This is a genomic window from Streptomyces sp. NPDC093221, from assembly GCF_044753885.1.
GTDB lineage: Bacteria > Actinomycetota > Actinomycetes > Streptomycetales > Streptomycetaceae > Actinacidiphila.
On sequence record NZ_JBIVOA010000002.1, the window covers coordinates 801,439 to 823,065 of the forward strand.

18 protein-coding genes are annotated in these 21,627 nt (G+C 71.1%); 15 read left to right on the forward strand and 3 right to left on the reverse strand.

What is annotated here, in order from left to right; all coding sequences use genetic code 11:
• The first annotated feature begins 101 nt into the window (after window positions 1-101).
• Both ACIQCJ_RS09475 and ACIQCJ_RS09480 read left to right on the forward strand, forming a co-directional pair.
• On the forward strand, window positions 102-383 hold the full coding sequence (locus ACIQCJ_RS09475; protein ID WP_402711088.1) for an exodeoxyribonuclease VII small subunit: 282 nt from the start codon (window positions 102-104) through the stop codon (window positions 381-383).
• 118 nt (window positions 384-501) lie between these two features.
• Window positions 502-1,095 (forward strand): malonic semialdehyde reductase, encoded by a 594-nt coding sequence (locus ACIQCJ_RS09480; protein ID WP_402711089.1) that lies wholly within the window; start codon window positions 502-504, stop codon window positions 1,093-1,095.
• Window positions 1,096-1,201: 106 nt separating this feature from the next.
• On the opposite strand, the gene ACIQCJ_RS09485 is transcribed toward ACIQCJ_RS09480, so the two are convergent.
• The gene (locus ACIQCJ_RS09485; protein ID WP_401312960.1) at window positions 1,202-1,759 is read right to left on the reverse strand and encodes a DUF4245 domain-containing protein; all 558 of its coding nucleotides are present in this window, start codon (window positions 1,757-1,759) and stop codon (window positions 1,202-1,204) included.
• A 164-nt stretch (window positions 1,760-1,923) separates the two neighbouring features.
• Here ACIQCJ_RS09485 and glpX point away from each other — a divergent pair, with 164 nt between their 5' ends.
• Window positions 1,924-2,955 carry a class II fructose-bisphosphatase gene (gene glpX / locus ACIQCJ_RS09490; protein WP_355347954.1) on the forward strand — a complete coding sequence of 344 codons (1,032 nt, stop codon included), beginning with the start codon at window positions 1,924-1,926 and terminating at the stop codon, window positions 2,953-2,955.
• A 126-nt stretch (window positions 2,956-3,081) separates the two neighbouring features.
• On the opposite strand, the gene ACIQCJ_RS09495 is transcribed toward glpX, so the two are convergent.
• Both ACIQCJ_RS09495 and ACIQCJ_RS09500 read right to left on the reverse strand, forming a co-directional pair.
• Complete coding sequence (locus tag ACIQCJ_RS09495; RefSeq protein WP_188281299.1) at window positions 3,082-3,435, reverse strand: WhiB family transcriptional regulator; 354 nt, start codon at window positions 3,433-3,435, stop codon at window positions 3,082-3,084.
• 333 nt (window positions 3,436-3,768) lie between these two features.
• Window positions 3,769-4,464: a DUF1707 domain-containing protein gene (locus ACIQCJ_RS09500; protein WP_355347952.1), complete on the reverse strand. Its 696-nt coding sequence runs from the start codon at window positions 4,462-4,464 to the stop codon at window positions 3,769-3,771.
• 132 nt (window positions 4,465-4,596) lie between these two features.
• Between ACIQCJ_RS09500 and ACIQCJ_RS09505 the strand changes: the two genes are divergently transcribed.
• The 12 genes from ACIQCJ_RS09505 to ACIQCJ_RS09560 all read left to right on the forward strand — a co-directional run bounded on the left by ACIQCJ_RS09505 (window position 4,597) and on the right by ACIQCJ_RS09560 (window position 21,566).
• Window positions 4,597-6,252 (forward strand): FumA C-terminus/TtdB family hydratase beta subunit, encoded by a 1,656-nt coding sequence (locus ACIQCJ_RS09505; RefSeq protein WP_391049208.1) that lies wholly within the window; start codon window positions 4,597-4,599, stop codon window positions 6,250-6,252.
• A 1,024-nt stretch (window positions 6,253-7,276) separates the two neighbouring features.
• Window positions 7,277-8,383: a DUF1996 domain-containing protein gene (locus ACIQCJ_RS09510; RefSeq protein WP_355347946.1), complete on the forward strand. Its 1,107-nt coding sequence runs from the start codon at window positions 7,277-7,279 to the stop codon at window positions 8,381-8,383.
• Window positions 8,384-8,479: 96 nt separating this feature from the next.
• Window positions 8,480-10,351 (forward strand): adenylyl cyclase, encoded by a 1,872-nt coding sequence (locus tag ACIQCJ_RS09515; protein ID WP_402711090.1) that lies wholly within the window; start codon window positions 8,480-8,482, stop codon window positions 10,349-10,351.
• A 17-nt stretch (window positions 10,352-10,368) separates the two neighbouring features.
• Window positions 10,369-12,126, forward strand: a complete 1,758-nt coding sequence (locus tag ACIQCJ_RS09520) for a discoidin domain-containing protein (protein ID WP_402711091.1) — start codon at window positions 10,369-10,371, stop codon at window positions 12,124-12,126.
• Window positions 12,127-12,145: 19 nt separating this feature from the next.
• The gene (locus tag ACIQCJ_RS09525) at window positions 12,146-12,637 is read left to right on the forward strand and encodes a DoxX family protein (protein ID WP_355347938.1); all 492 of its coding nucleotides are present in this window, start codon (window positions 12,146-12,148) and stop codon (window positions 12,635-12,637) included.
• A 153-nt stretch (window positions 12,638-12,790) separates the two neighbouring features.
• A complete protein-coding gene (locus ACIQCJ_RS09530) occupies window positions 12,791-14,176 on the forward strand; it encodes a class II fumarate hydratase (protein ID WP_401312949.1) in 1,386 nt (461 codons plus the stop codon).
• A gap of 23 nt (window positions 14,177-14,199) precedes the next feature.
• The gene (locus tag ACIQCJ_RS09535) at window positions 14,200-14,874 is read left to right on the forward strand and encodes a DUF402 domain-containing protein (protein ID WP_355347933.1); all 675 of its coding nucleotides are present in this window, start codon (window positions 14,200-14,202) and stop codon (window positions 14,872-14,874) included.
• A 285-nt stretch (window positions 14,875-15,159) separates the two neighbouring features.
• Window positions 15,160-15,834, forward strand: a complete 675-nt coding sequence (locus tag ACIQCJ_RS09540; protein ID WP_355348005.1) for a class I SAM-dependent methyltransferase — start codon at window positions 15,160-15,162, stop codon at window positions 15,832-15,834.
• 56 nt (window positions 15,835-15,890) lie between these two features.
• Window positions 15,891-18,185 carry a SpoIIE family protein phosphatase gene (locus tag ACIQCJ_RS09545; protein ID WP_402711092.1) on the forward strand — a complete coding sequence of 765 codons (2,295 nt, stop codon included), beginning with the start codon at window positions 15,891-15,893 and terminating at the stop codon, window positions 18,183-18,185.
• Between the two features lie 547 nt (window positions 18,186-18,732).
• The gene (locus ACIQCJ_RS09550; RefSeq protein ID WP_402711093.1) at window positions 18,733-20,181 is read left to right on the forward strand and encodes a catalase; all 1,449 of its coding nucleotides are present in this window, start codon (window positions 18,733-18,735) and stop codon (window positions 20,179-20,181) included.
• 177 nt (window positions 20,182-20,358) lie between these two features.
• Window positions 20,359-21,303 (forward strand): SPFH domain-containing protein, encoded by a 945-nt coding sequence (locus ACIQCJ_RS09555; RefSeq protein ID WP_355347925.1) that lies wholly within the window; start codon window positions 20,359-20,361, stop codon window positions 21,301-21,303.
• On the forward strand, window positions 21,300-21,566 hold the full coding sequence (locus ACIQCJ_RS09560; RefSeq protein ID WP_355347922.1) for a hypothetical protein: 267 nt from the start codon (window positions 21,300-21,302) through the stop codon (window positions 21,564-21,566). The genes ACIQCJ_RS09555 and ACIQCJ_RS09560 overlap by 4 nt, the downstream gene beginning before the upstream one ends.
• The last annotated feature ends 61 nt before the right edge of the window (window positions 21,567-21,627 follow it).

Genomic DNA, 21,627 nt, shown 5'->3' on the forward strand with positions numbered 1-21,627 from the left:
TCGTCACGCGGTGATGTCGTCGTCACGCGGTTCGGTGTCGCGCGGTGATGTCGGTGTGCGCGTCGCCTGACCTGTCCCACCCCGCGCCTAGGCTTGCCCCCATGGCAGACACGGCAGGCACCACCGATACGGCGGACCGGGAGAGCGGTAGCGCGGCCCTCGGGTACGAGCAGGCGCGCGACGAGCTGGTGGACGTCGTACGGCGGCTGGAAGCGGGCGGCGCGACCTTGGAGGAGTCCCTGGCCCTGTGGGAGCGGGGCGAGGAGCTGGCCAAGGTCTGCCGCCGCTGGCTGGAGGGCGCGCGGGCCCGGCTGGACGCGGCGCTGGCGGCGGAGGAGGACGACGAGGAGACGGAAGACGTCACGGGGGCCGCACAGGAGTGACAGGGGTCACACTTGCCCCAGGGAATGGTTGAACGTTCACCCAGGTTGGTCGGAGTGTTCCGACGCGCCGCCCCCCGGCGCGCGCCCCTCGCACGACCGAAAGACCTGAGGATCCCGCATGACTCTCGTGCTCGACACCGCCGCCCAGGACCTGCTCTTCCGTGAGGCCCGCACCGCCAACACGTTCACCGACGAGCCGGTGACCGACGAGCAGGTCCAGGCCATCTACGACCTGGTGAAGTACGCGCCGACCGCCTTCAACCAGCAGCCGCTGCGCGTCGTCCTGGCCCGTACCGAAGAGGGGCGCGAGCGCCTGGTGCGGCACATGAGCGAGGGCAACAAGGCGAAGACGTCGACCGCGCCGCTGGTGGCGATCCTGGCCGCGGACAACGAGTTCCACGAGGAGCTGCCCACCCTGCTCCCGGTCTTCCCGCAGGCCAAGGACGTGATCTTCGCCGAGCGCCCGGTCCGCGAGCAGTCCGCCGCGCTGAACGCCGCGCTCCAGGTCGGCTACTTCATCATCGGCATCCGCGCCGCCGGTCTGGCCGCCGGCCCGATGACCGGCTTCGACGCCGACGGCATCAACAAGGAGTTCTTCGCGGACGGCGAGCACTCGGTGCTGGCCGTGGTCAACATAGGCAAGCCGGGCGAGGCCGCCTGGTACGACCGCAACCCGCGCCTTTCGTACGAGCAGGTCGTGACGACCGTCTGATCCGTACGACGGACCGACGTATGTCCGTATGACCGGACACCTGGTCACACGTACGTCCGTATGACCGGCTACCGGTGGGACGTATGTCCATATGACCGGCTACCGATTACTGGCCGCCGCGCTCCTTCAGCGCGGCGGCCATCGTCGTCAGCTCCGCGTCCTTGCCGGTGCCCAGCACCACCGTGGTGACGCCCTGCTCCTTGCGGACCAGCGCGTTGTACTTCGGCCCCGCGTAGCGCTCCCAGACCAGGCCGCCCGCGGTGACCGTACGGCCGCCGTCGCGGTGCGCGCCGAAGGTGACGTCCTTGATGTACGGCTCGGCCGCGGCGTTGCTCTGCTCGACGGCGACGTACTGGTCCTCGGGGTCGACGAAGCCGATGTGCCAGGTCACGGCCTGCGGGTCGGCCGCGCTGTAGGTGACCGAGGTGGCCCGCCAGGTCGCGGGCAGCCCCTCGGGCCCCGCCACCTTGTACGGCGCGTCGCGCCGCGCCTGGCCGAGCTCCACCGAGAAGGTGACCGGCTTGGTCGGGTCGGCCTTCGAGTCGTGCGGGATGAACACGTAGATGAGGGCGGCGACGGCGCCGATCACCGCCATCGACAGCACCAGGTCCCGCACGGTCTTGTTGCCACGTTTGTCTGCTGCCACCCGACCATCGTCCCCCATGCCGGGAACGGCCCCGGACGCCGGGGTCCGCACCCTCCACGGGCACCGGCCCGCACAGGGCACCAGGCGCTCATGTGACGTGCACCCTGCTCATATTCGCGCCGAACCGATAGGGTCGGAACACCCTCATATTCCGGCCGTCCTCGTACAGAAAGGTGCGCGTGATGACCGAACAGCATTTGCCGCCCCAGCTCGAAGTGAGCCCGGAGGCCCCCGACCGCAACCTGGCACTGGAACTCGTACGCGTCACCGAGGCCGCCGCGATGGCGGCCGGACGCTGGGTCGGCAGGGGCGACAAGAACGGGGCCGACGGCGCCGCGGTGAACGCGATGCGCACCCTCGTCCACACCGTCTCGATGAACGGCGTCGTCGTCATCGGCGAGGGCGAGAAGGACGAGGCGCCGATGCTCTACAACGGCGAGCGGATCGGTGACGGCACCGGGCCCGAGTGCGATGTCGCCGTCGACCCGGTGGACGGCACCACGCTGACCGCCAAGGGCATGCCGAACGCGGTGGCGGTGCTCGCCGTCGCCGACCGCGGCACCATGTTCGACCCCTCGGCCGTCTTCTACATGGACAAGCTGGTGGTCGGCCCCGAGGCCGCCGAGTACGTCGACATCACCGCGCCGCCCGCGGTCAATGTGCGCCGGGTCGCCAAGGCCAAGGGCAGCGCGCCCGAGGACGTCACCGTCGTGGTGCTCGACCGGCCGCGGCACGACGGCATCGTGAAGGAGATCCGCGAGACCGGCGCCCGGATCAAGTTCATCGCCGACGGCGACGTGGCGGGCGCGATCATGGCGGTGCGCGAGGGCACCGGCGTGGACATGCTGCTGGGCATCGGGGGCACACCCGAGGGCATCATCGCGGCCTGCGCGATCACCTGCCTCGGCGGCACGATCCAGGGCAGGCTGTGGCCGAAGGACGACGCCGAGCGGCGCCGTGCGCTGGACGCCGGGCACGACCTGGACCGGATTCTGCACACCAAGGACCTGGTCAGCGGCGAGAACGTCTTCTTCGTCGCCACCGGGATCACCGACGGCGAACTGCTGCGCGGGGTGCGGTACCGCGCGGAGACCGCCACCACCTCGTCGCTGGTGATGCGCTCCAAGTCCGGCACGATCCGGCAGATCGACTCCACGCACCGGCTGTCCAAGCTGCGGGCGTACAGCGCGATCGACTTCGACCGGGCGCGCTGAGGCCCGCTCCCCGTCTTCTGTACGTCGGCTGCCGCCTGCCGCGGCGCACTCGGGCCCCGTATTCCCGGATGCGGCGCGGCGGGCGGCGCCCGGCCGACGAAACTCCTGAGCCGCTGAGCCGTACGGTCAGCCCGCGGCGGCGATCTGCGGGTCGGGGCGCTGGAGTTCGACCTCGCGACGGCGGCGGCGGGCCAGCACCACGCGGCGCTCGGCGGCGGTCATGCCGCCCCACACCCCGTACGGTTCCGGCTGGAGCAGGGCGTGTTCGCGGCATTCGAGCATCACCGGGCAGCGCGCGCACACGCGTTTGGCCGCCTCTTCCCGGGACAGACGAGCGGCAGTGGGCTCCTTCGACGGGGCGAAGAACAGCCCCGCCTCGTCACTGCGGCAGGCGGCCTCCGAGTGCCAGGGCCCGCCCAGATCCCGCGGATGACCGGGCGGGTAGGCGGTGTCCGTGACGGGCTCGATCGGTTGAAGCACGGGATACTCCTGACGACGGCTCGGCGATTGCCACCCTGGCGCGTCACCGACCACTCCCCCGGCGGGCGCGGATCTCAACGGCGGCAGTGCGGCGGCGTGCTCGAACCCCTACCCGCTGTACGCGACTTCATGCGCACCGTGTTCGCCCGGCGCGAGAGCCCCGCAAGCCTGTGACCTGCGGATGGCGGAAACACGCACGATGCTTGGCGCACTTACGCACCATCAATCACAGCCGTTACGGAGTCGGGGGGCGTGAAACCGCCGCTGCCCGCTCACCCGTGCCCGAGGCCGCCTCACCCCGGCGCCGGAGCCTCCCCCGACCGGTCCCGCGCCTCAGCTCTCGAGGTTCTTCTTCGTCCAGTCCTTGACCTTCTTGCCGCGCTTGGCCTTCGCCTCGACGCCGCCCCAGAAGGCGAAGCCGTCGATGCGGACCACCGGCGCGTCGGCGTCCGGCGCCTCGAACGCCTTGACGTCGGAGCCGCCCATGATGCCGACGACCCCGCCGCCGCGCAGCGTCACGTTCTCCGGCAGCTTGACGCTGATGCCGCCCATGATCGCGGTGCAGTGGATGACCAGTTCGGGCGAGGTGAAGGTGGCCTCGGTGAGGTCGATCTCGACACCGCCCATGATCGCGACCGCGGTGATCCGGTGGCCGACGCGCCAGCGGCCCTTGCGCTCGGCCCCGCCGAGGATGCCGACCAGGTTCGGGTTCTCGCCGCTGGGGTCGGGGGCGTAGTGGTAACCGCCGCGCGCCGCGGGGGCGGGCGCCGGTGCGCTGGTCCTGCCCACCGGCAGATCCCGTACCAGCGGCTCCAGTTCGCCCATCGTCTTGGCCGCGTAGACCTGGTCGAGCCGCTCGGAGTGCTCCGACGAGTCCAGACGGCCCTCGGCCAGGGCCTCGCGCAGGATGTCGGCGATCCGGTCCCGGTCCGCGTCCGACGCCCGCAGGTCCGCTTCCGCGGTGGGCTTGCCCGTACGCACCGGCTGGGGCTGCTCTTGCGCGCGTTTCTGGAGCTGCGATTCGTCCACGTCCCTACGGTACACAGACGCGATAGATCGCGACTACCCCGAAGTACCCCCTAGGGGTCCGGCCCGCCCGGCCGTTCGGGGGCGTTCTAGAATCGGGAGGCCGCAGCGCCGCCGCCGAGTGAGGAATGCCCCATGCCTGAGTTCGCCTACACGGATCTGCTTCCCCTCGGCGAGGACCCCACCACGTACCGCCTGCTCACCGCCGAGGGTGTCAGCACCTTCGAGGCGGACGGCCGTACGTTCCTCACGGTCGATCCGGAGGCGCTGCGGCTGCTCGCGGCCGAGGCGATGCACGACATCTCCCACTACCTGCGCCCGACCCACCTCGCGCAGCTCCGCCGCATCCTGGACGACCCGCAGGCGAGCCCCAACGACAAATTCGTCGCGCTCGACCTGCTGAAGAACGCGAACATCGCGGCGGCCGGCGTGCTCCCGATGTGCCAGGACACCGGTACGGCGATCGTCATGGGCAAGCGCGGCCAGCAGGTCCTCACCGCGGGCGGCGACGAGGAGGCGCTGTCGCGCGGGATCTACGACGCGTACACCAAGCTCAATCTGCGCTACTCGCAGATGGCCCCGCTGACGATGTGGGACGAGAAGAACACCGGCTCCAACCTGCCCGCGCAGATCGAGCTGTACGCGACGGACGGCGGCGCGTACAAGTTCCTCTTCATGGCCAAGGGCGGTGGCAGCGCCAACAAGTCCTTCCTCTACCAGGAGACGAAGGCGGTGCTGAACGAGGCGTCGATGATGAAGTTCCTTGAGGAGAAGATCCGTTCGCTGGGTACGGCGGCCTGTCCGCCGTACCACCTGGCGATCGTGGTGGGCGGGACCAGCGCCGAATTCGCCCTGAAGACGGCCAAGTACGCCTCCGCGCACTACCTGGACGAGCTGCCTGCCGAGGGCTCGGCGGCCGGACACGGCTTCCGGGACAAGGAGTTGGAGCAGAAGGTCTTCGAGCTGACGCAGAGGATCGGGATCGGGGCGCAGTTCGGCGGGAAGTACTTCTGCCACGACGTGCGGGTGGTGCGGCTGCCGCGGCACGGCGCGTCGTGCCCGGTCGCCATCGCGGTCTCCTGCTCGGCGGACCGGCAGGCGCTGGCGAAGATCACCGCAGAGGGCGTCTTCCTGGAGCAGTTGGAGACGGACCCGGCGCGTTTCCTGCCGGAGACCACCGACGAGCACCTGGACGACGACGTCGTACGCGTCGACCTCAACCGGCCGATGGACGAGATCCGCGCCGAGCTGACCAAGTACCCCGTGAAGACCCGGCTTTCGCTGTCCGGGCCGCTGGTCGTGGCCCGCGACATCGCGCACGCCAAGATCAAGGAGCGGCTGGACGCGGGCGAGGAGATGCCGCAGTACCTGCGCGACCACGCCGTCTATTACGCGGGCCCGGCCAAGACGCCCGAGGGGTACGCCTCGGGCTCCTTCGGGCCGACCACCGCGGGCCGGATGGACGCCTACGTCGAGCAGTTCCAGGCCGCGGGCGGCTCCTTCGTGATGCTCGCCAAGGGCAACCGCAGCAAGCAGGTCACCGACGCGTGCGCCGCCCACGGCGGCTTCTACCTCGGCTCCATCGGCGGCCCCGCCGCCCGCCTCGCCCAGGACTGCATCAAGCGGGTCGACGTCCTCGAATACGCCGAACTCGGCATGGAAGCCGTCTGGAAGATCGAGGTCGAGGACTTCCCCGCCTTCGTCGTCGTCGACGACAAGGGCAACGACTTCTTCCAAGACCCTTCCCCCTCCCCCACCTTCACCACCATCCCCCGCCGCCAAGGCGCCTGACCCCTGCGGGAAGCTCGCCGCCTACGGCTCTGCCGCCCCGCCGGGGGGCCGCGCCGCGGGGGGGGCGGTAGCCGCGGGCGCGCACGGCGCGGGAACGGGCGGGTACCGCCCTGCGGGGCGGTGGCGGCACGGGAGCCGCGACGGCGCCAGCGCGGCACGGGTGCGTGCAGACCCGCGGGGCGGCAACGACCGCATGCTCGCGCACGGTAATGGGCACGCACTTGCCCTGCGGGGTGGGGCCGCAACTCCGCAGACTCGGGAGCGGCGACGGCGACATACGCGGGCGCGAGCGCGCACTGCACGCGGGCTGGGCGATGGTACCCGCAGGAGCAGCGGCAGACGCGGACGCGGCAGCAGGTAGCGCGGGCAGCGCGCAAGGCGAGTCGAAGCAGGGCCCGGCGGCAACGGGCCATAAGCCGGTGCACCTGGTGCGGCGGGGCGTGGCAGCGCCCGCGTTACGGGGCTGGCCCGGCGGCTGATCGCCGACGCCCGTCACCCGGCATGCGTCGCGACGCGGCGCTGAACCGGGCGAAGGCCCCGCCGGAGGGGGCGCGGCACCGCGCCGGAGCCCTGCCGGTCACCCACCGGCCGGGGGTGCCACCCCAGCGCCCGCGCCGCAGGCCCGGCGGGGCGACCGCCGCGTATGCCAGCGCACGGCGCTGGGGCGGCGGAGCCGACCGAGAACCGCGTGGGGTGGGGGGCCGCTGATTACGACAGCGCGTGGCGCTGGGGGTCGGTGGTGAACGCCAGCGCGTGGCGCCGGGGGTTGGTATAGGCCAAGGGCAGGGGGTGGACCTTCACGAAATCCGCAAGAAGTGGAGGGCTTGCAGGCCAGGGTGGTCGGGGGGTGGCGGAATGCCCGGCTCGCGCAGCGGGGCCGATTCATCAACCGTTGACATGTCCTTAGCGGGAGCGGAACATTCCGTACCTGGGAGAGCGCTCTCCCAACTGACGGCCCGTCATGACGCCTGCCGCCACGTCGTGCCGTCAGCCCCCCATGCGCACCATCAAGCAGGAGGTCTCCATGGCACGGAGGACCAGAAGGATCCCGGGGCTGCTCATAGCCCTGTCACTCGCCGCTACCGGCCTCGGTATCGGCGGGGTCGCGATGACGACCGGAAACGCTTCCGCCAGCACACCGGCCGCCGCGGACCACGCGGCCGACCACGCCGGGATGCCCGGCATGGCGATGCCGCTGACCGGCAACGGACTGGCGTCCGGCGACGACCCGGACGGCGACGGCTACATCATGGCGAACCCGCCGGTCACCGGCGTGACACCGTCGACGTACGAGCCGCCGCACGCGTATTTCCACGAGTTCCAGGCCCAGTGTGCCCCCACGCACACGGCGCCGGACGACCCGATCGTCTTCCCCGGCCAGCCGGGGGCGTCGCACGACCACACCTTCATGGGCAACACCAGCACGAACGGCAACTCCACGACGGCCTCGCTGGAGACCGGTAACACGGTGTGTCTGGCGCCCGGCGACAAGTCGGCGTACTGGATGCCGAGTCTGTTCAAGGGCACCCAGAAGATCCTGCCAGTCGGCACGCAGACGATCTACTACAAGTCGTCCGTGAACGACTACACCAGCGTCCGCCCCTTCCCCAAGGGCCTGCGCTTCGTGGTCGGCAGCCCGAGCCAGACGCAGGACGAGTTCCAGCACCTCAAGGGCACCGTCGAGGGCTGGGAGTGCGGGACCAGTTACCACAACTGGAACATCCCGGTGAGCTGCCCCAACACGCCTGACACGCAGCTCAACATCCGTCTCCAGGCGCCGAGTTGCTGGGACGGCATCCACCTGGACGTGCCGGACCACAAGAGCCACATGGCCTACCCGGTCGCCGGCGGCGCCAACCAGAACGTCTGCCCGGCCGACCACCCGGTCGCCCTGCCGATGATCGAGTTCAAGATGGCCTGGCCGGTGAACGGCGACATGTCGCAGGTCCACCTCTCCAGTGGCCAGGGCTTCTCCTTCCACTACGACTTCTTCAACGACTGGGACGCCCCGACCCTCAACGCCCTGGTCACCCACTGCATCAACGGTGGACTCCAGTGCGACGCCCGCGGTTACGACCAGTCGCAGCCTCAGAAGGGCGCGGCTCTGAACCAGAACTACCAACTGCCGTAAGCCCGGACACCGCGCTCTCCCGCGCGGGCCGGGCTTTACCCGACCCCGTGGGAGAGCGCTCTCCGGAAACCTGTCCCCCCAACACACAGGTGATCTATGAACAGCCCCGCACTTCCCCCCTCTCAACCCCCCACAAGCAGCACAAGCAGCACGACCGGCACACCCGGCTCACCGGTGACATCCGTCTTCTCCCGGCGCGCGGCCCTCGGCGCGCTGGCGGCCCTCGCGGCCACCCCGGTACTGGCGGGCCGCGCCTCGGCGGCCGCCGCGGCCACCGCGTCCGGCGCGAACGGTACGACGGCCGGTCCGCGCGCCGCCGCCGCGGACCCCGACTTCGGCCCCAACGTCCTGGTCTTCGACCCCTCGATGCCGATCGCCGACATCCAGGCGAAGGTCTCGGACGTCTTCCGCCGCCAGGAGTCCAACCAGTTCGGCACCGACCGCTTCGCGCTCTTCTTCAAGCCGGGCACGTACGAAGGACTCGACGTCAACGTCGGCTTCTACACCCACGTCGCCGGTCTCGGCCTGTCCCCCGACGACGTCGACATCCACGGCCTGGTGCACGTCGAGGCCGACTGGATGCAGGGCAACGCCACCCAGAACTTCTGGCGCAGCGCCGAGAATCTCTCGGTCACCCCGACCGGCGGCTCCAACCGCTGGGCGGTCTCGCAGGCCGCCCCGCTGCGTCGCGTGCACATCCGCGGCGAGGTCCCGCTGTGGAACGGCTACGACGGCTGGTCCAGCGGCGGCTTCATGGCCGACTGCAAGGTGGACGGCCGGGTCGTGTCCGGCTCCCAGCAGCAGTGGCTGACCCGGAACAGCGCGCTCGGCGAATGGGCCGGTTCCGTATGGAACATGGTCTTCGTCGGCGTGGACGGCGCGCCGCCGCAGAACTTCCCCGACCCCTCCCACACGGTGGTCGACAGCGCCCCGGTGATCCGGGAGAAGCCCTTCTTGTACGTGGACGGGTCCGGCGCGTACCAGGTGTTCGTGCCCGCGCTGCACAGCAACGCCCGCGGGGTGACCTGGAACGGCGGCGCGCAGGGCGAGTCGATCCCGCTGACCGACTTCTACGTCACGAAGCCGGGCGACTCGGCGGCCACGATCAACTCCGCGTTGGCGCAGGGCAAGCACCTGCTGGTCACACCGGGCGTGTACGCCCTCGACCAGACCGTGGAGGTGACGCGGGCGGGCACGGTCGTGCTGGGCCTGGGCATCGCCACGCTGCTGCCGGACAACGGCATCACCGCGCTGTCCGTCGCCGACGTCGACGGTGTGAAGATCTCCGGGCTGCTGATCGACGCGGGCGCCACGAATTCCGCGGTGCTGGTCCGCGTCGGACCGCGGGGCGCCGACGGCGGCCACGCGGGCGACCCGACGCTCCTCCAGGACGTGTTCGTGCGGATCGGCGGCGCGCAGGCCGGCAAGGCCACCGTCAGCGTCGAGATCAACAGCTCCGACGTGATCGGCGACAACCTGTGGCTGTGGCGGGCCGACCACGGCAGCGGTGTCGGCTGGGACGTCAACACCAGCGACACCGGCCTGGTCGTCAACGGCGCGCGCGTCACGATGTACGGCCTGTTCGTGGAGCACCACCAGAAGACCGAGGTGCTCTGGAACGGCGACGCCGGACGGACGTACTTCTTCCAGAACGAGATGCCGTACGACCCGCCCAACCAGGCGGCCTGGATGGACGGTTCGCGGCACGGCTACGCCGCCTACCAGGTGGCGGACTCGGTCTCCTCGCACGAGGCGTGGGGGCTGGGCAGCTACTGCCTGTTCCTCGCGGACCCGAGCGTCGTCGCCGACAGCGCCCTGCTGGTGCCGAACACGTCCGGGGTGCGGCTGCATGACATGGTCACCGTCTCGCTCGGCAACGACGGGACGATCAGCCATGTCGTCAACGAGACCGGAGACCCGGTGAACAACACCAACTCCGGTATCTCCTACCTGGTGAGCTACCCGTGACCCCCTCGGAGGACGAGATGCGCGCACATGTGATCAGGAGGACGGCCAGGCGCGGCCTGGCGCCCCTCGCGGTGGCGGCACTGGTCGCGGCGGGTCTCGCCGTCGTGCAGGCCCCGGCCGCGCAGGCGGCGGGCAGCGTGGTCAAGGTGACCGGCTCGCAGGGCAATTGGCAGCTCACCGTGGACGGCGCCCCGTACACCGTGAAGGGTCTGACGTGGGGTCCGCAGCCCTCGCAGGCGGCGGCCGACCTGCCGGACGTGGCGCGGATGGGCGTCAACACGATCCGTACGTGGGGTACGGACGCGAGCAGCGCGCCGCTGTTCGACGCGGCGGCGGCCAACGGCATCAAGGTGATCGCCGGTTTCTGGCTCCAGCCGGGCGGCGGTCCCGGCTCGGGCGGCTGTGTCGACTACCTGACGGACACCACGTACAAGAACAACATGCTCGCGGAGTTCCCGAAGTGGGTGAACACCTACAAGGACAACCCGGGCGTGCTGATGTGGGACGTCGGCAACGAGTCGGTGCTGGGGCTCCAGAACTGCTACAGCGGTGACCAGTTGGAGCAGGAGCGCAACGCGTACACCTCCTTCGTCAACGACCTCTCGAAAGCGGTGCACGCGGCCGACCCGAACCACCCGGTGACGTCGACCGACGCGTGGACGGGCGCGTGGCCGTACTACAAGCGCAACACCCCGGACCTGGACCTGCTGGCGGTCAACTCCTACAAGGACGTCTGCAACGTCAAGTCGGCGTGGGAGAGCGGCGGTTACGACAAGCCGTACATCATCACCGAGGGCGGCCCGGCCGGTTCGTGGGAGGTGCCGAACGACGCGAACGGTGTGGCGGACGAGCCCACCGACCAGCAGAAGGCGGACGGTTACACCAACGCGTGGAACTGCGTGGCCGGCCACCCCGGTGTGGCGCTGGGCGCCACGCTCTTCCACTACGGCAACGAGGACGACTTCGGCGGCATCTGGTTCAACCTGGTGCCCGACGGCCTGAAGCGGCCCTCGTACTACGCGGTCAAGCGCGCGTACGGCGGGAACACCTCGGGTGACAACCAGCCGCCGCTGGTGACCGACATGACGGTGGACAACGCCACTTCGGGTGTGCCCGCGGGCGGCACGGTGACGATCACCACCTCGACCTCCGACCCGGAGAACGACCCGATCACGTACCAGGTGCTGTTCAGCAGCATCTACATCGACAACAACGGCTCGCTCACCCCGGCCGCGACCACGCAGAACGGCGGCACGCTGACGGCGAAGGCGCCGGAGAAGGTCGGCGTGTACGAGGCGTACGTCCGCGCCACCGACAACCACGGCAACGTCAGCTACGGCTCCAAGTCGGTGCGGATCGTGCCGCCGAAGCCGAACGGTACGAATGTCGCGCTCAACAAGCCCGCGACGGCATCGACGTATCAGACCGACCCGACCGGCGGCTGCCCGTGCACCCCGTCGAACGCGGTGGACGGCAACGCCGGGAGCCGCTGGGCGAGCGACTGGAGCGACCCGCAGTGGATCCAGGTCGACCTGGGCGCCACCACCGCCTTCCACCACGTCCAGCTCTCCTGGGAGTCGGCGTACGCCAAGGCGTACGACATCCAGACCTCCGACGACGGGCAGAACTGGACGACGGTGAAGTCCGTGACCGACGGCAACGGTGACATCGACGACCTCGACGTCTCCGGCACCGGTCGCTATGTGCGCCTGACGGGCACCCAGCGCGGCACGGCCTACGGGTACTCGCTCTACGAATTCGGCGTCTACAACTAAGCGGAGAGGAGGTGCGCTCATGTCGGACACCGTTACCGGTACGGGTTCGGACTCCCGCATCGACCGGGCCCAGCCGTACGCGCTCAGCCTGTTCCGTATCGTCGTCGGGCTCCTGTTCACCTGCCACGGTGTGGCGTCGCTCTTCGGCGTGCTCGGCACGGCCGAGCTGTCGGCGGGCCGGTGGCCGGGGTGGTACGCGGCGCTGATCCAGCTCGTCGGCGGTGTGCTGGTGCTGTTCGGGCTGGCGACCAGGCCGGCCGCGCTGATCGGCTCGGGGTCGATGGCGTTCGCGTACTTCGACGTCCATCAGCACCGGGGGCTGCTGCCGATCGAGAACGGCGGTGAGGCGGCGGTCTTCTTCTGCTGGACGCTGCTGCTGATCGTCTTCTCGGGGCCGGGCGCCCTGGCGCTGGACCGGCTGCTCGCGGACCGCAGGTCGGCCGCGCGGGCGGCGCTCGACGCGCAGGAGGCGCAGGACGGGGGGAACGGCCGGCTGGCCATGCCCGCCTGAGGCTCCGCGCGGATCTCACGCGGCCTCGCCCGGCTCCACGCGGGCTCGCGCGGCTGCGCGCGGGCCCGCCCGGCTGCGCGCGGATTCGGCCGATCTCACCACGGGGAGACAGTGCCCGGGAACACCCAGGTGTTCCCGGGCACTGTTATAGGCATGAGCGAATACCGGATCGAGCACGACTCGATGGGCGAGGTACGGGTGCCCGCCGAGGCGAAGTGGCGGGCGCAGACGCAGCGCGCGGTGGAGAACTTCCCGATCTCGGGGCAGCGGATCGAGCGGGCGCACATCGCGGCGCTGGCCCGGATCAAGGCCGCCGCCGCGAAGGTCAACGCGGAGCTGGGCGTCCTGGACAAGGACACCGCCGAGGCGATCCAGGAGGCCGCGGCCGAGGTCGCCGAGGGCCGCTGGGACGAGCACTTCCCGGTGGACGTCTTCCAGACCGGTTCCGGCACCTCGTCCAACATGAACGCCAACGAGGTGATCGCCACCCTGGCCACCGAGCGCCTGGGCCGCGACGTCCACCCCAACGACCACGTCAACGCCTCGCAGTCGTCCAACGACGTCTTCCCGTCCTCCATCCACATCGCGGCGACGGCGGCGGTGACCGGCGACCTGATTCCGGCGCTCACCCGTCTGGCGGAGTCCCTGGAGGCGAAGGCGGCGGAGTTCGCGACCGTCGTGAAGGCGGGCCGCACGCACCTGATGGACGCCACGCCGGTCACGCTGGGCCAGGAGTTCGGCGGCTACGCGGCGCAGGTGCGGTACGGGATCGAGCGGCTGCGGTCCTCGCTGCCGAGGCTGGCGGAGCTGCCGCTGGGCGGCACGGCGGTGGGCACCGGCATCAACACCCCGGCGGGCTTCCCGGCCGCGGTGATCGCGGAGGTGGCGCGCGCGACCGGGCTGCCGCTGACCGAGGCCCGCGACCACTTCGAGGCGCAGGGCGCCAGGGACGGCATCGTGGAGACCTCGGGGCAGCTGCGGACGATCGCGGTCGGCCTCACCAAGATCGCCAACGACCTGCGGTGGATGTCCTCGGGGCCGCGTACCGGGCTGTCCGAGATCGCGCTGCCCGACCTTCAGCCCGGCTCGTCGATCATGCCGGGCAAGGTCAATCCGGTCATCCCGGAGGCGGTGCTGATGGTGGCGGCGCAGGTGACGGGCAATGACACGGCCATCTCGGTGGCGGGCGCGGCGGGCAACTTCGAGCTGAACGTGATGCTGCCGGTGATCGCCCGCAACGTCCTGGAGTCGGTCCGGCTGCTCGCCAACGTCACGCGGCTGCTGGCGGACCGCACGGTGGACGGGATCACGGCGAATGTCGAGCGGGCCCGCGAGTACGCCGAGTCCTCGCCTTCGGTCGTCACTCCGCTGAACCGTTACATCGGGTACGAGGAGGCCGCGAAGGTCGCGAAGAAGGCGCTGGCGCAGCGGAAGACGATCCGCGAGGTGGTGATCGAGTCCGGTTACGTCGAACGCGGTCTGCTGTCCGAAACGCAGCTCGACGAGGCGCTGGACGTTCTGCGTATGACGCATCCGTAACAGTGCTTCCGTAAACTCTGTTCATGACAGCCGAAGCCGATCTCTCGACCCGCGCCGGGGAGCGCCACTTCTGGACGCCCGGCGCGCAGGTGCTGTGGCGTTACCGGGGGAACGGCACGGACGCGGTGCACATCTGCCGTCCGGTGACCGTGGTGCGCGACGACGCGGAGCTGCTCGCGGTGTGGATGGCGCCCGGTACGGCGTGCGTGAAGCCGGTGCTGGCGGACGGGACGCCGGTGCACCGGGAGCCGCTGGCGAGCCGGTACGTGAAGCCGCGGGTGGCGCGGGTCGAGCCGTGGTGGGGCGCCGGGGTGCTGAAGCTGGCGCGGCCGGGCGAGCCGTGGTCGGTGTGGCTGTTCTGGGAGCCCGGGTGGCGGTTCAAATGCTGGTATGTGAACCTTGAGGAACCTCGTCGGCGCTGGTCGGGAGGGGTGGACTCGGAGGATCACTTCCTCGACATCTCGGTCCACCCGGACCGCTCCTGGCGCTGGCTGGACGAGGACGAGTTCGCGCAGGCGCAGGCGGACGGGCTGATGCCGGCGGAGCTGGCGGCGCGTGTGCGGCGGGCCGGTGAGCGCGCCGCGGGGGTGGTCAGGGCCTGGGGTCCGCCGTTCCGTGACGGCTGGGAGGACTGGCGGCCCGACCCGGCGTGGCCGGTGCCCGCGCTGCCGCCGGACTGGGACCGGCCGCCGTCGTAGAAGCGGCGGGCCGGGCCGGGGGTACGGCCGCGGTGCGTACGGTAGGGGGGCGTAAGCGGGCGTAAGCCGTGGGGGGCGGGAGTGAACCTCCGAGCCCCTTGTTGCGTCCCTGACCCCCAACCGTAGGATCGTGCTCCGGAACACTGCGCAATTGCCGATCGCGGCCTAGAGTTTGACGCTACGTCACAGCGACGCGAACACAGCCATTCGTACAGCCATTCAGCAGCAGCCATCCAGCAGCAGTCAGGGAGGCCCGGAACGGTGGGAACCGGCGGCTACGAGCACATGGGGATCCCCCCTGCCGACGATCACGAGGATCAGGGCAGGGACCGTACCGGCCAGGCCGAGGCGTTCGACGCGATCGGCGACCGGTACGACGAAGCGTTCCCGCACAAGGACGGGCAGGTCAGGGCCGGTGAATGGCTCGTCGAGACCCTGCCCGCCGGTGCCCGTGTGCTGGACCTCGGCTGCGGTACGGGACTGCCGACCGCGCGCCAGTTCACCGACGCGGGGCTGCGGGTGACGGGCGTGGACCTGTCGGCCGGAATGCTCGCGCAGGCACGGGTGAACGTGCCCGCGGCCGACTTCGTCCAGGCCGACTTCGCCGACCTCACCGAGGGCGGGCCGCTGGCGCCGGGAAGTTTCGCGGCGGTCGCCGCGTTCTTCTCGCTGCTCATGCTGCCCAAGGACGAGATCCCCGGCACCTTGCGGGCGCTCCACGGCCTGTTGGAGCCCGGCGGCCTGCTCGCCGTGTCGATGGTGGAAGCCGATCTGGACAATGTGCCGATTCCGTTCCTCGGTCACACCATCCGGGTATCCGGTTATCTAAGGGATGAACTGCGCCATGTCGTGGTGGACGCGGGCTTCGAGGTGATCAAGGAGGATTCGTACGCCTACGCACCGGCGAGCACCGACGTGCCGCCGGAGGAGCAGATCTTCCTCTCCTGCCGACGCGCCTGACCAGGCCCGACCCGCCGCGGCCAGCGCGTGGCGCACAGACGGATGGAACGACTCGCGTGACCACGGACCCGCCCCGTACGCCCAGGAACCACGCCGCGACCCCACCGGACCCGCGTGGCGGCTTCGCCGTACCCGAGACGCCTTCGGGGCCGAGTACCGCTGCGGGCCTCGGCTCGGCAACGGGCCACCACGAGCTGCCCCGCGCCGCCCGCGACTTCGAGTCGGCGCGCGGCCTGGCCTCGGCGGCCTCCGCCACACCCCCGCGCCCCGGTGGGGCCCGCCCGCACGACGAGAACGAGCCGGAGGGCAGGCCGGCCGAGCGCCCCGGCGCCGACCACCCGGCGGCCGAGCGCCCCGCCACCGACCGCCCCGGCGCGGACCGGCCCTCGGCCATACCCGGCGGATCCGCCCCCGAGACCCCGCGCGGACCCTCGCGCGCCGTGGAGCCGCACCTGCCGCCGCTGCCGCCCATCCCGACGCACGGCTCCGGCTGGACGGCGCCGCCGGAGGGCGAGTCGCTGGCGTCGTTCGTCAGCACTCCGCCGCGCGGCACACCGCTGGAAGCGGCGGGACACCCCGGCGACGAGGATTCTGTGGGGATGCGCATCCCGATGCCCGTGCAGACCGGTCCCGAGGCCGACCGGCTGCGATACGTGGGCGCCGCGACCCGGCGGATCGCCCGCGGGCTCGACCTCGACGAGATCCTGCTCGGCCTGTGCCGCTCGGCGGTGCCCGCCTTCGCCGACGCGATCCTGGTCTATCTGCGCGACCCACTGCCGGTCGGCGACGAGCGGCCGTCCGGGCCGCTGCGGCTGCGGCTGCGGCGCGCCGACGGCGGCCTGGAGGAGCCCGCGGACCCGCTGGCGACCGCGACCGCCCCGGTCGGCGCGGCGCCGCTGCTGCCCGCCCTGGAGTCGTCGTACGGCGGCGCCGCCGAGTCCATCGCGGTGCTGCTCGACGGACCGCTGGCGGAAGTGCTGCGCGGCGTACGGCCGGTCTTCGCCGACTCCCCGCGCGCCGCCGACGCGCTCGCCGAACTCCTCGGCCGCCCCGACCACAGCGACGGGCCGCTGCCGGGCATGCCGACCGGGCGCCGCGCCCTGCTGGCACCGCTGCGCGGCCGTCGCCGGGTGATCGGCGCCGCGGTGCTGCTGCGGCGCGCGGACCGTACGCCCTTCGAGGCGGACGACCTGCTGGTGGCCGCCCAGCTCGCCACGCACACCGCGCTCGGCGTCGACAAGGCCGTGCTGTACGGCCGCGAGGCGTACATCGCGGACGCCCTCCAGCGCGAGATGCTGCCGGACTCGCTGCCGCAGCCGACCGGCGTCCAGCTCGCCAGCAGATACCTTCCGGCGGCCGAGTCCGCGCGCGTCGGCGGCGACTGGTACGACGCGATCCCGCTGCCCGGCAGCCGGGTGGCGCTCGTCGTCGGCGACGTCATGGGCCACTCCATGACCTCAGCGGCGATCATGGGCCAGCTCCGTACCACCGTCCAGACCCTGGCCGGGCTCGACCTGGCGCCCCAGGAAGTCCTCTACCACCTGGACGAACAGGCCCAGCGGCTCGGCCAGGACCGCATGGCGACCTGCGTCTACGCCGTCTACGACCCGATCGCCCACCGGCTGGTGGTCGCCAACGCGGGCCACCCGCCGCCGGTGCTGCTGCACGCCGACGGTCTCGCCGAGGTGCTGCGCGTGCCGCCCGGCGCGCCGATCGGCGTCGGCGGGGTGCCCTTCGAGGCCGTGGAGCTGCCCGCCCCCGCCGGGGCGACCCTGCTGCTCTACACCGACGGCCTGGTCGAGTCCCGCAGCCGTGACGTGTGGGGCGGCATCGAGCTGCTGCGCGAACGGCTGCACGACGCCGCCAGCGTGGTCTCGCCGCCGCCTCTGGAGCCGCTGTGCGACGAGGTGCTGGAGATCCTCGGCCCCGGCGACCGCGACGACGACATCGCCCTGCTCGCCGCGCGCTTCGACGGCATCTCGCCCAGCGACGTCGCCTACTGGTTCCTGGAGCCGCACCCCCAGACGCCCGGCCGCGCCCGCCGCCTGATCCGCCAGGCCCTGCGCCGCTGGGACCTCGAGGACCAGTCCGACGCCGCCGAACTCCTGGTCAGCGAGATCGTCACCAACGCCGTGCGCTACGCCGAGCGCCCCATCACCCTGCGCCTCCTGCGCACCGACGTCCTGCGCTGCGAAGTCGGCGACGACGCGCCTCTTCTGCCGCGCATGCGCCACGCCGCCCCGGAGGAGGAAGGTGGCCGCGGCCTCTACCTCGTCAACCGCATGGCCCAACGCTGGGGCGCCACCCGCTTGGGCGCGGGCAAGGTGGTGTGGTTCGAGCTCCCGATCTAGGGCCGTACGGGGGTACGGGGGTGGGGGTGCCGTCTTGGGTGGGGTTGCCGTGGGGGGTGAACGCCCGCGGCACCCTCTTGCGTCAGCTCAGCGTGGCGGCGGACCGTGCGTGGGAGCCGTCTTGCGTCGGCTCAGCGTCACGGCGGACCGTGCGTGGGAACCGTCTTGCGTCAGCTCAGCGTCACGGCGAACCGTGCGTGGGAGCCGTCTTTCCCATGCTCACCGCGATCCCCTTTTTTTGCCGCCCTCTCGCCTCCGGCGGCTTAGATCCGGTGTCGACGCTCCTCTTCGACGGTCGCTCGTTCCTCGCTCCCTGCTCATCGTCGCTTTCGACACCGGCGCCGCCTTCGGCTCGCTGGCTACCGGCGAACCCCACCGCGCAGCGGTGCCGCAGGGGCGCAGCCCCTCGCGCGAACGCACCCCGGTGACTCGGCCACCAGCGTGACCGAGGGTCACCGTCTTGTGGCTCAGCGTGCCGACAGGCATATTCGGTGGGAAGGTGGGGAGCAGCGAGGTCATACGACTCCCGAGCGTGAGGACACTCTCGATGAGCACCCCGTACACCACCAACAACGCCGGTATCCCGGTCGAGAGCGACGAGCACTCGCTGACCGTGGGGGCCGACGGGCCGATCCTGCTGCAGGATCACTACCTGATCGAGAAGATGGCCCAGTTCAACCGGGAGCGGGTCCCCGAGCGGGTGGTGCACGCCAAGGGCAGCGGGGCGTACGGCCGGTTCGAAGTGACCAACGACGTCAGCCAGTTCACCCGCGCCGACCTGTTCCAGCCGGGCAAGCGCACGCAGATGCTGGCGCGGTTCTCGACGGTCGCGGGTGAGCAGGGCAGCCCGGACACGTGGCGGGACCCGCGCGGCTTCGCGCTGAAGTTCTACACCGAGCACGGCAATTACGACCTGGTCGGCAACAACACCCCGGTGTTCTTCGTGCGCGACACGATCAAGTTCCAGGACTTCATCAGGTCGCAGAAGCGCCGCCCGGACAACGGGCTGCGCGACAACGACATGCAGTGGGACTTCTGGACGCTCTCGCCGGAGTCCGCGCACCAGGTGACGTGGCTGATGGGCGACCGCGGCATCCCCAAGTCGTACCGGCACATGAACGGCTACGGCTCGCACACGTACATGTGGGTCAACGGCGGCGGCACGAAGTTCTGGGTGAAGTACCACTTCAAGACCGACCAGGGCATCGACTTCCTCACCCAGGCGGACGCCGACACCCTCGCGGGCCAGAACGCCGACTACCACCGGCAGGACCTGTGGGAGTCCATCGACCGCGGCGACCACCCGTCGTGGACGCTGTATGTGCAGGTCATGCCGTTCGAGGACGCGGCGGACTACCGCTTCAACCCGTTCGACCTGACGAAGGTGTGGCCGCACGGCGACTACCCGCTGATCGAGGTCGGCCGGATGACGCTGGACCACAACCCCGAGGACTACTTCGTCCACATCGAGCAGGCGGCGTTTGAGCCCTCGAACATGGTGCCGGGCATCGGCCCGTCCCCGGACAAGATGCTGCTCGGCCGCCTGTTCTCGTACCCGGACACCCACCGGTACCGGATCGGCCCCAACTACGCCCAGCTCCCGCCGAACCGCCCGCACTCGCCGGTCAACTCCTATGCCAAGGACGGCCCGATGCGGTACGAGCCGTCGAACGCGGGGGCGCCGTACGCGCCCAACTCGTACGGCGGACCGGCCGCTTCGCCGCAGGCGTACGGGGAGGTCACCGGCTGGCGGGCGGCGGGCGAGATGGTGCGCGAGGCGTACGCGCTGCACGCGGAGGACGACGACTTCGGGCAGGCGGGCACGATGGTGCGCGAGGTGCTGGACGACGCGGCGCGCGCCCGGCTGGTGTCGAACGTGGCGGGCCACCTCAGCGACGGGGTGAGCGCGCCGGTGCTGGAGCGGGCGGTGACGTACTGGCGCAATGTCGACCAGTCGCTGGGCGACCGGATCGCCGGTGAGGTCAAGACCGGCTGACGCCCACCGAAGCGCAGCCCCGAGGCACGTGATCATGTCCCGTGCCCCGGGGCTGCATCGTGTCCGGGGGCGGGTCCGGTGCGGGTCCGGTGCGGGTTCGAGGCTTTGCCAAGGTTTGGGTTTCCCGAAAATGTGATATCTCTTTGATAGACACTTTCGGAGGAACGGGGACCCGCCATGTCGGACCAGAAACCACAGCTCGCCGTCGACGCACCGGACATGCCCGCGCCGCGGGTGCAGGAGCGACGGGCGGTGGGCATGCCCGGTCTGCCCTTTCTGCTGCTCGCGCTGGTGGTGGTGGCCGGTGGTGTGGCGCTGATCGTCGCGGGCGCGGTACACGCCAAGGACCACCCCGGCGCCCTCGCGACCACGCTGATCGTCGCGGGCGCGGTGGTCGTCCTCTGCGCGTTCATCACCCTGTTCGGCCTCACCCAGGTCGCGCCGGGCTCGGCGCGGGTGTGCCAGCTCTTCGGGCGCTACCAGGGCACCATCCGGCAGGACGGCCTGCGCTGGGTGAACCCCTTCACCAGCCGCCGCAAGATCTCCACCCGGCTGCGCAACCACGAGACCTCGACGCTGAAGGTCAACGACGCGTACGGCAACCCGATCGAACTGGCCGCGGTCGTGGTCTGGCAGGTCAGGGACACCGCGCAGGCGACGTTCGAGGTCGACAACTACGTCCAGTTCGTGAGCATCCAGACCGACACCGCCGTCCGGCACATCGCGACCAACTACCCGTACGACGCCCACGACGGCCAGTCGATCTCGCTGCGCGGCAACTCCGAGGACATCACCGAGCGGCTGTCCGCCGAGATCGCCGCCCGCGTCGAGTCGGCCGGTGTGAAGATCATCGAATCCCGCTTCACACACCTCGCCTACGCGCCCGAGATCGCCTCCGCGATGCTTCAGCGGCAGCAGGCCGGGGCCATCGTGGCCGCCCGGCAGACGATCGTGGACGGCGCGGTCGGCATGGTCGAGTCGGCGCTGTCCCGGATCGCCGAGCAGGGGATCGTCGAACTGGACGAGGAGCGCAAGGCGTCCATGGTCAGCAATCTGCTGGTCGTGCTCTGCGGTGACCGCGCCGCGCAGCCGGTCCTGAACACGGGCACCCTCTACCAGTGACCTCCTCCGCGCCCGACGACGGGCCCGACGGGGCGGGCGGCGGGGAGACCGCCGCCCGCCCCGTACGCAAGCAGGTGCTGCTGCGGCTCGACCCCGCCGTTCACGACGCCCTCGCGTCCTGGGCGGCGGCGGAGCTGCGCAGCACCAACGCGCAGATCGAGTTCCTGCTGCGCCGCGCCCTCGCCGAGGCGGGCCGCCTGCCCAGCGCGACCCGCCCCCTCCCCCGCCGCGGCCGGCCCCCGAAGCCGTCGGCCGGTACGTAGGCCCCGCCCGCCACCGGCCCCCTCCCGACACCACCGCACGGCGGCGGAAGGCAGCGCTCCG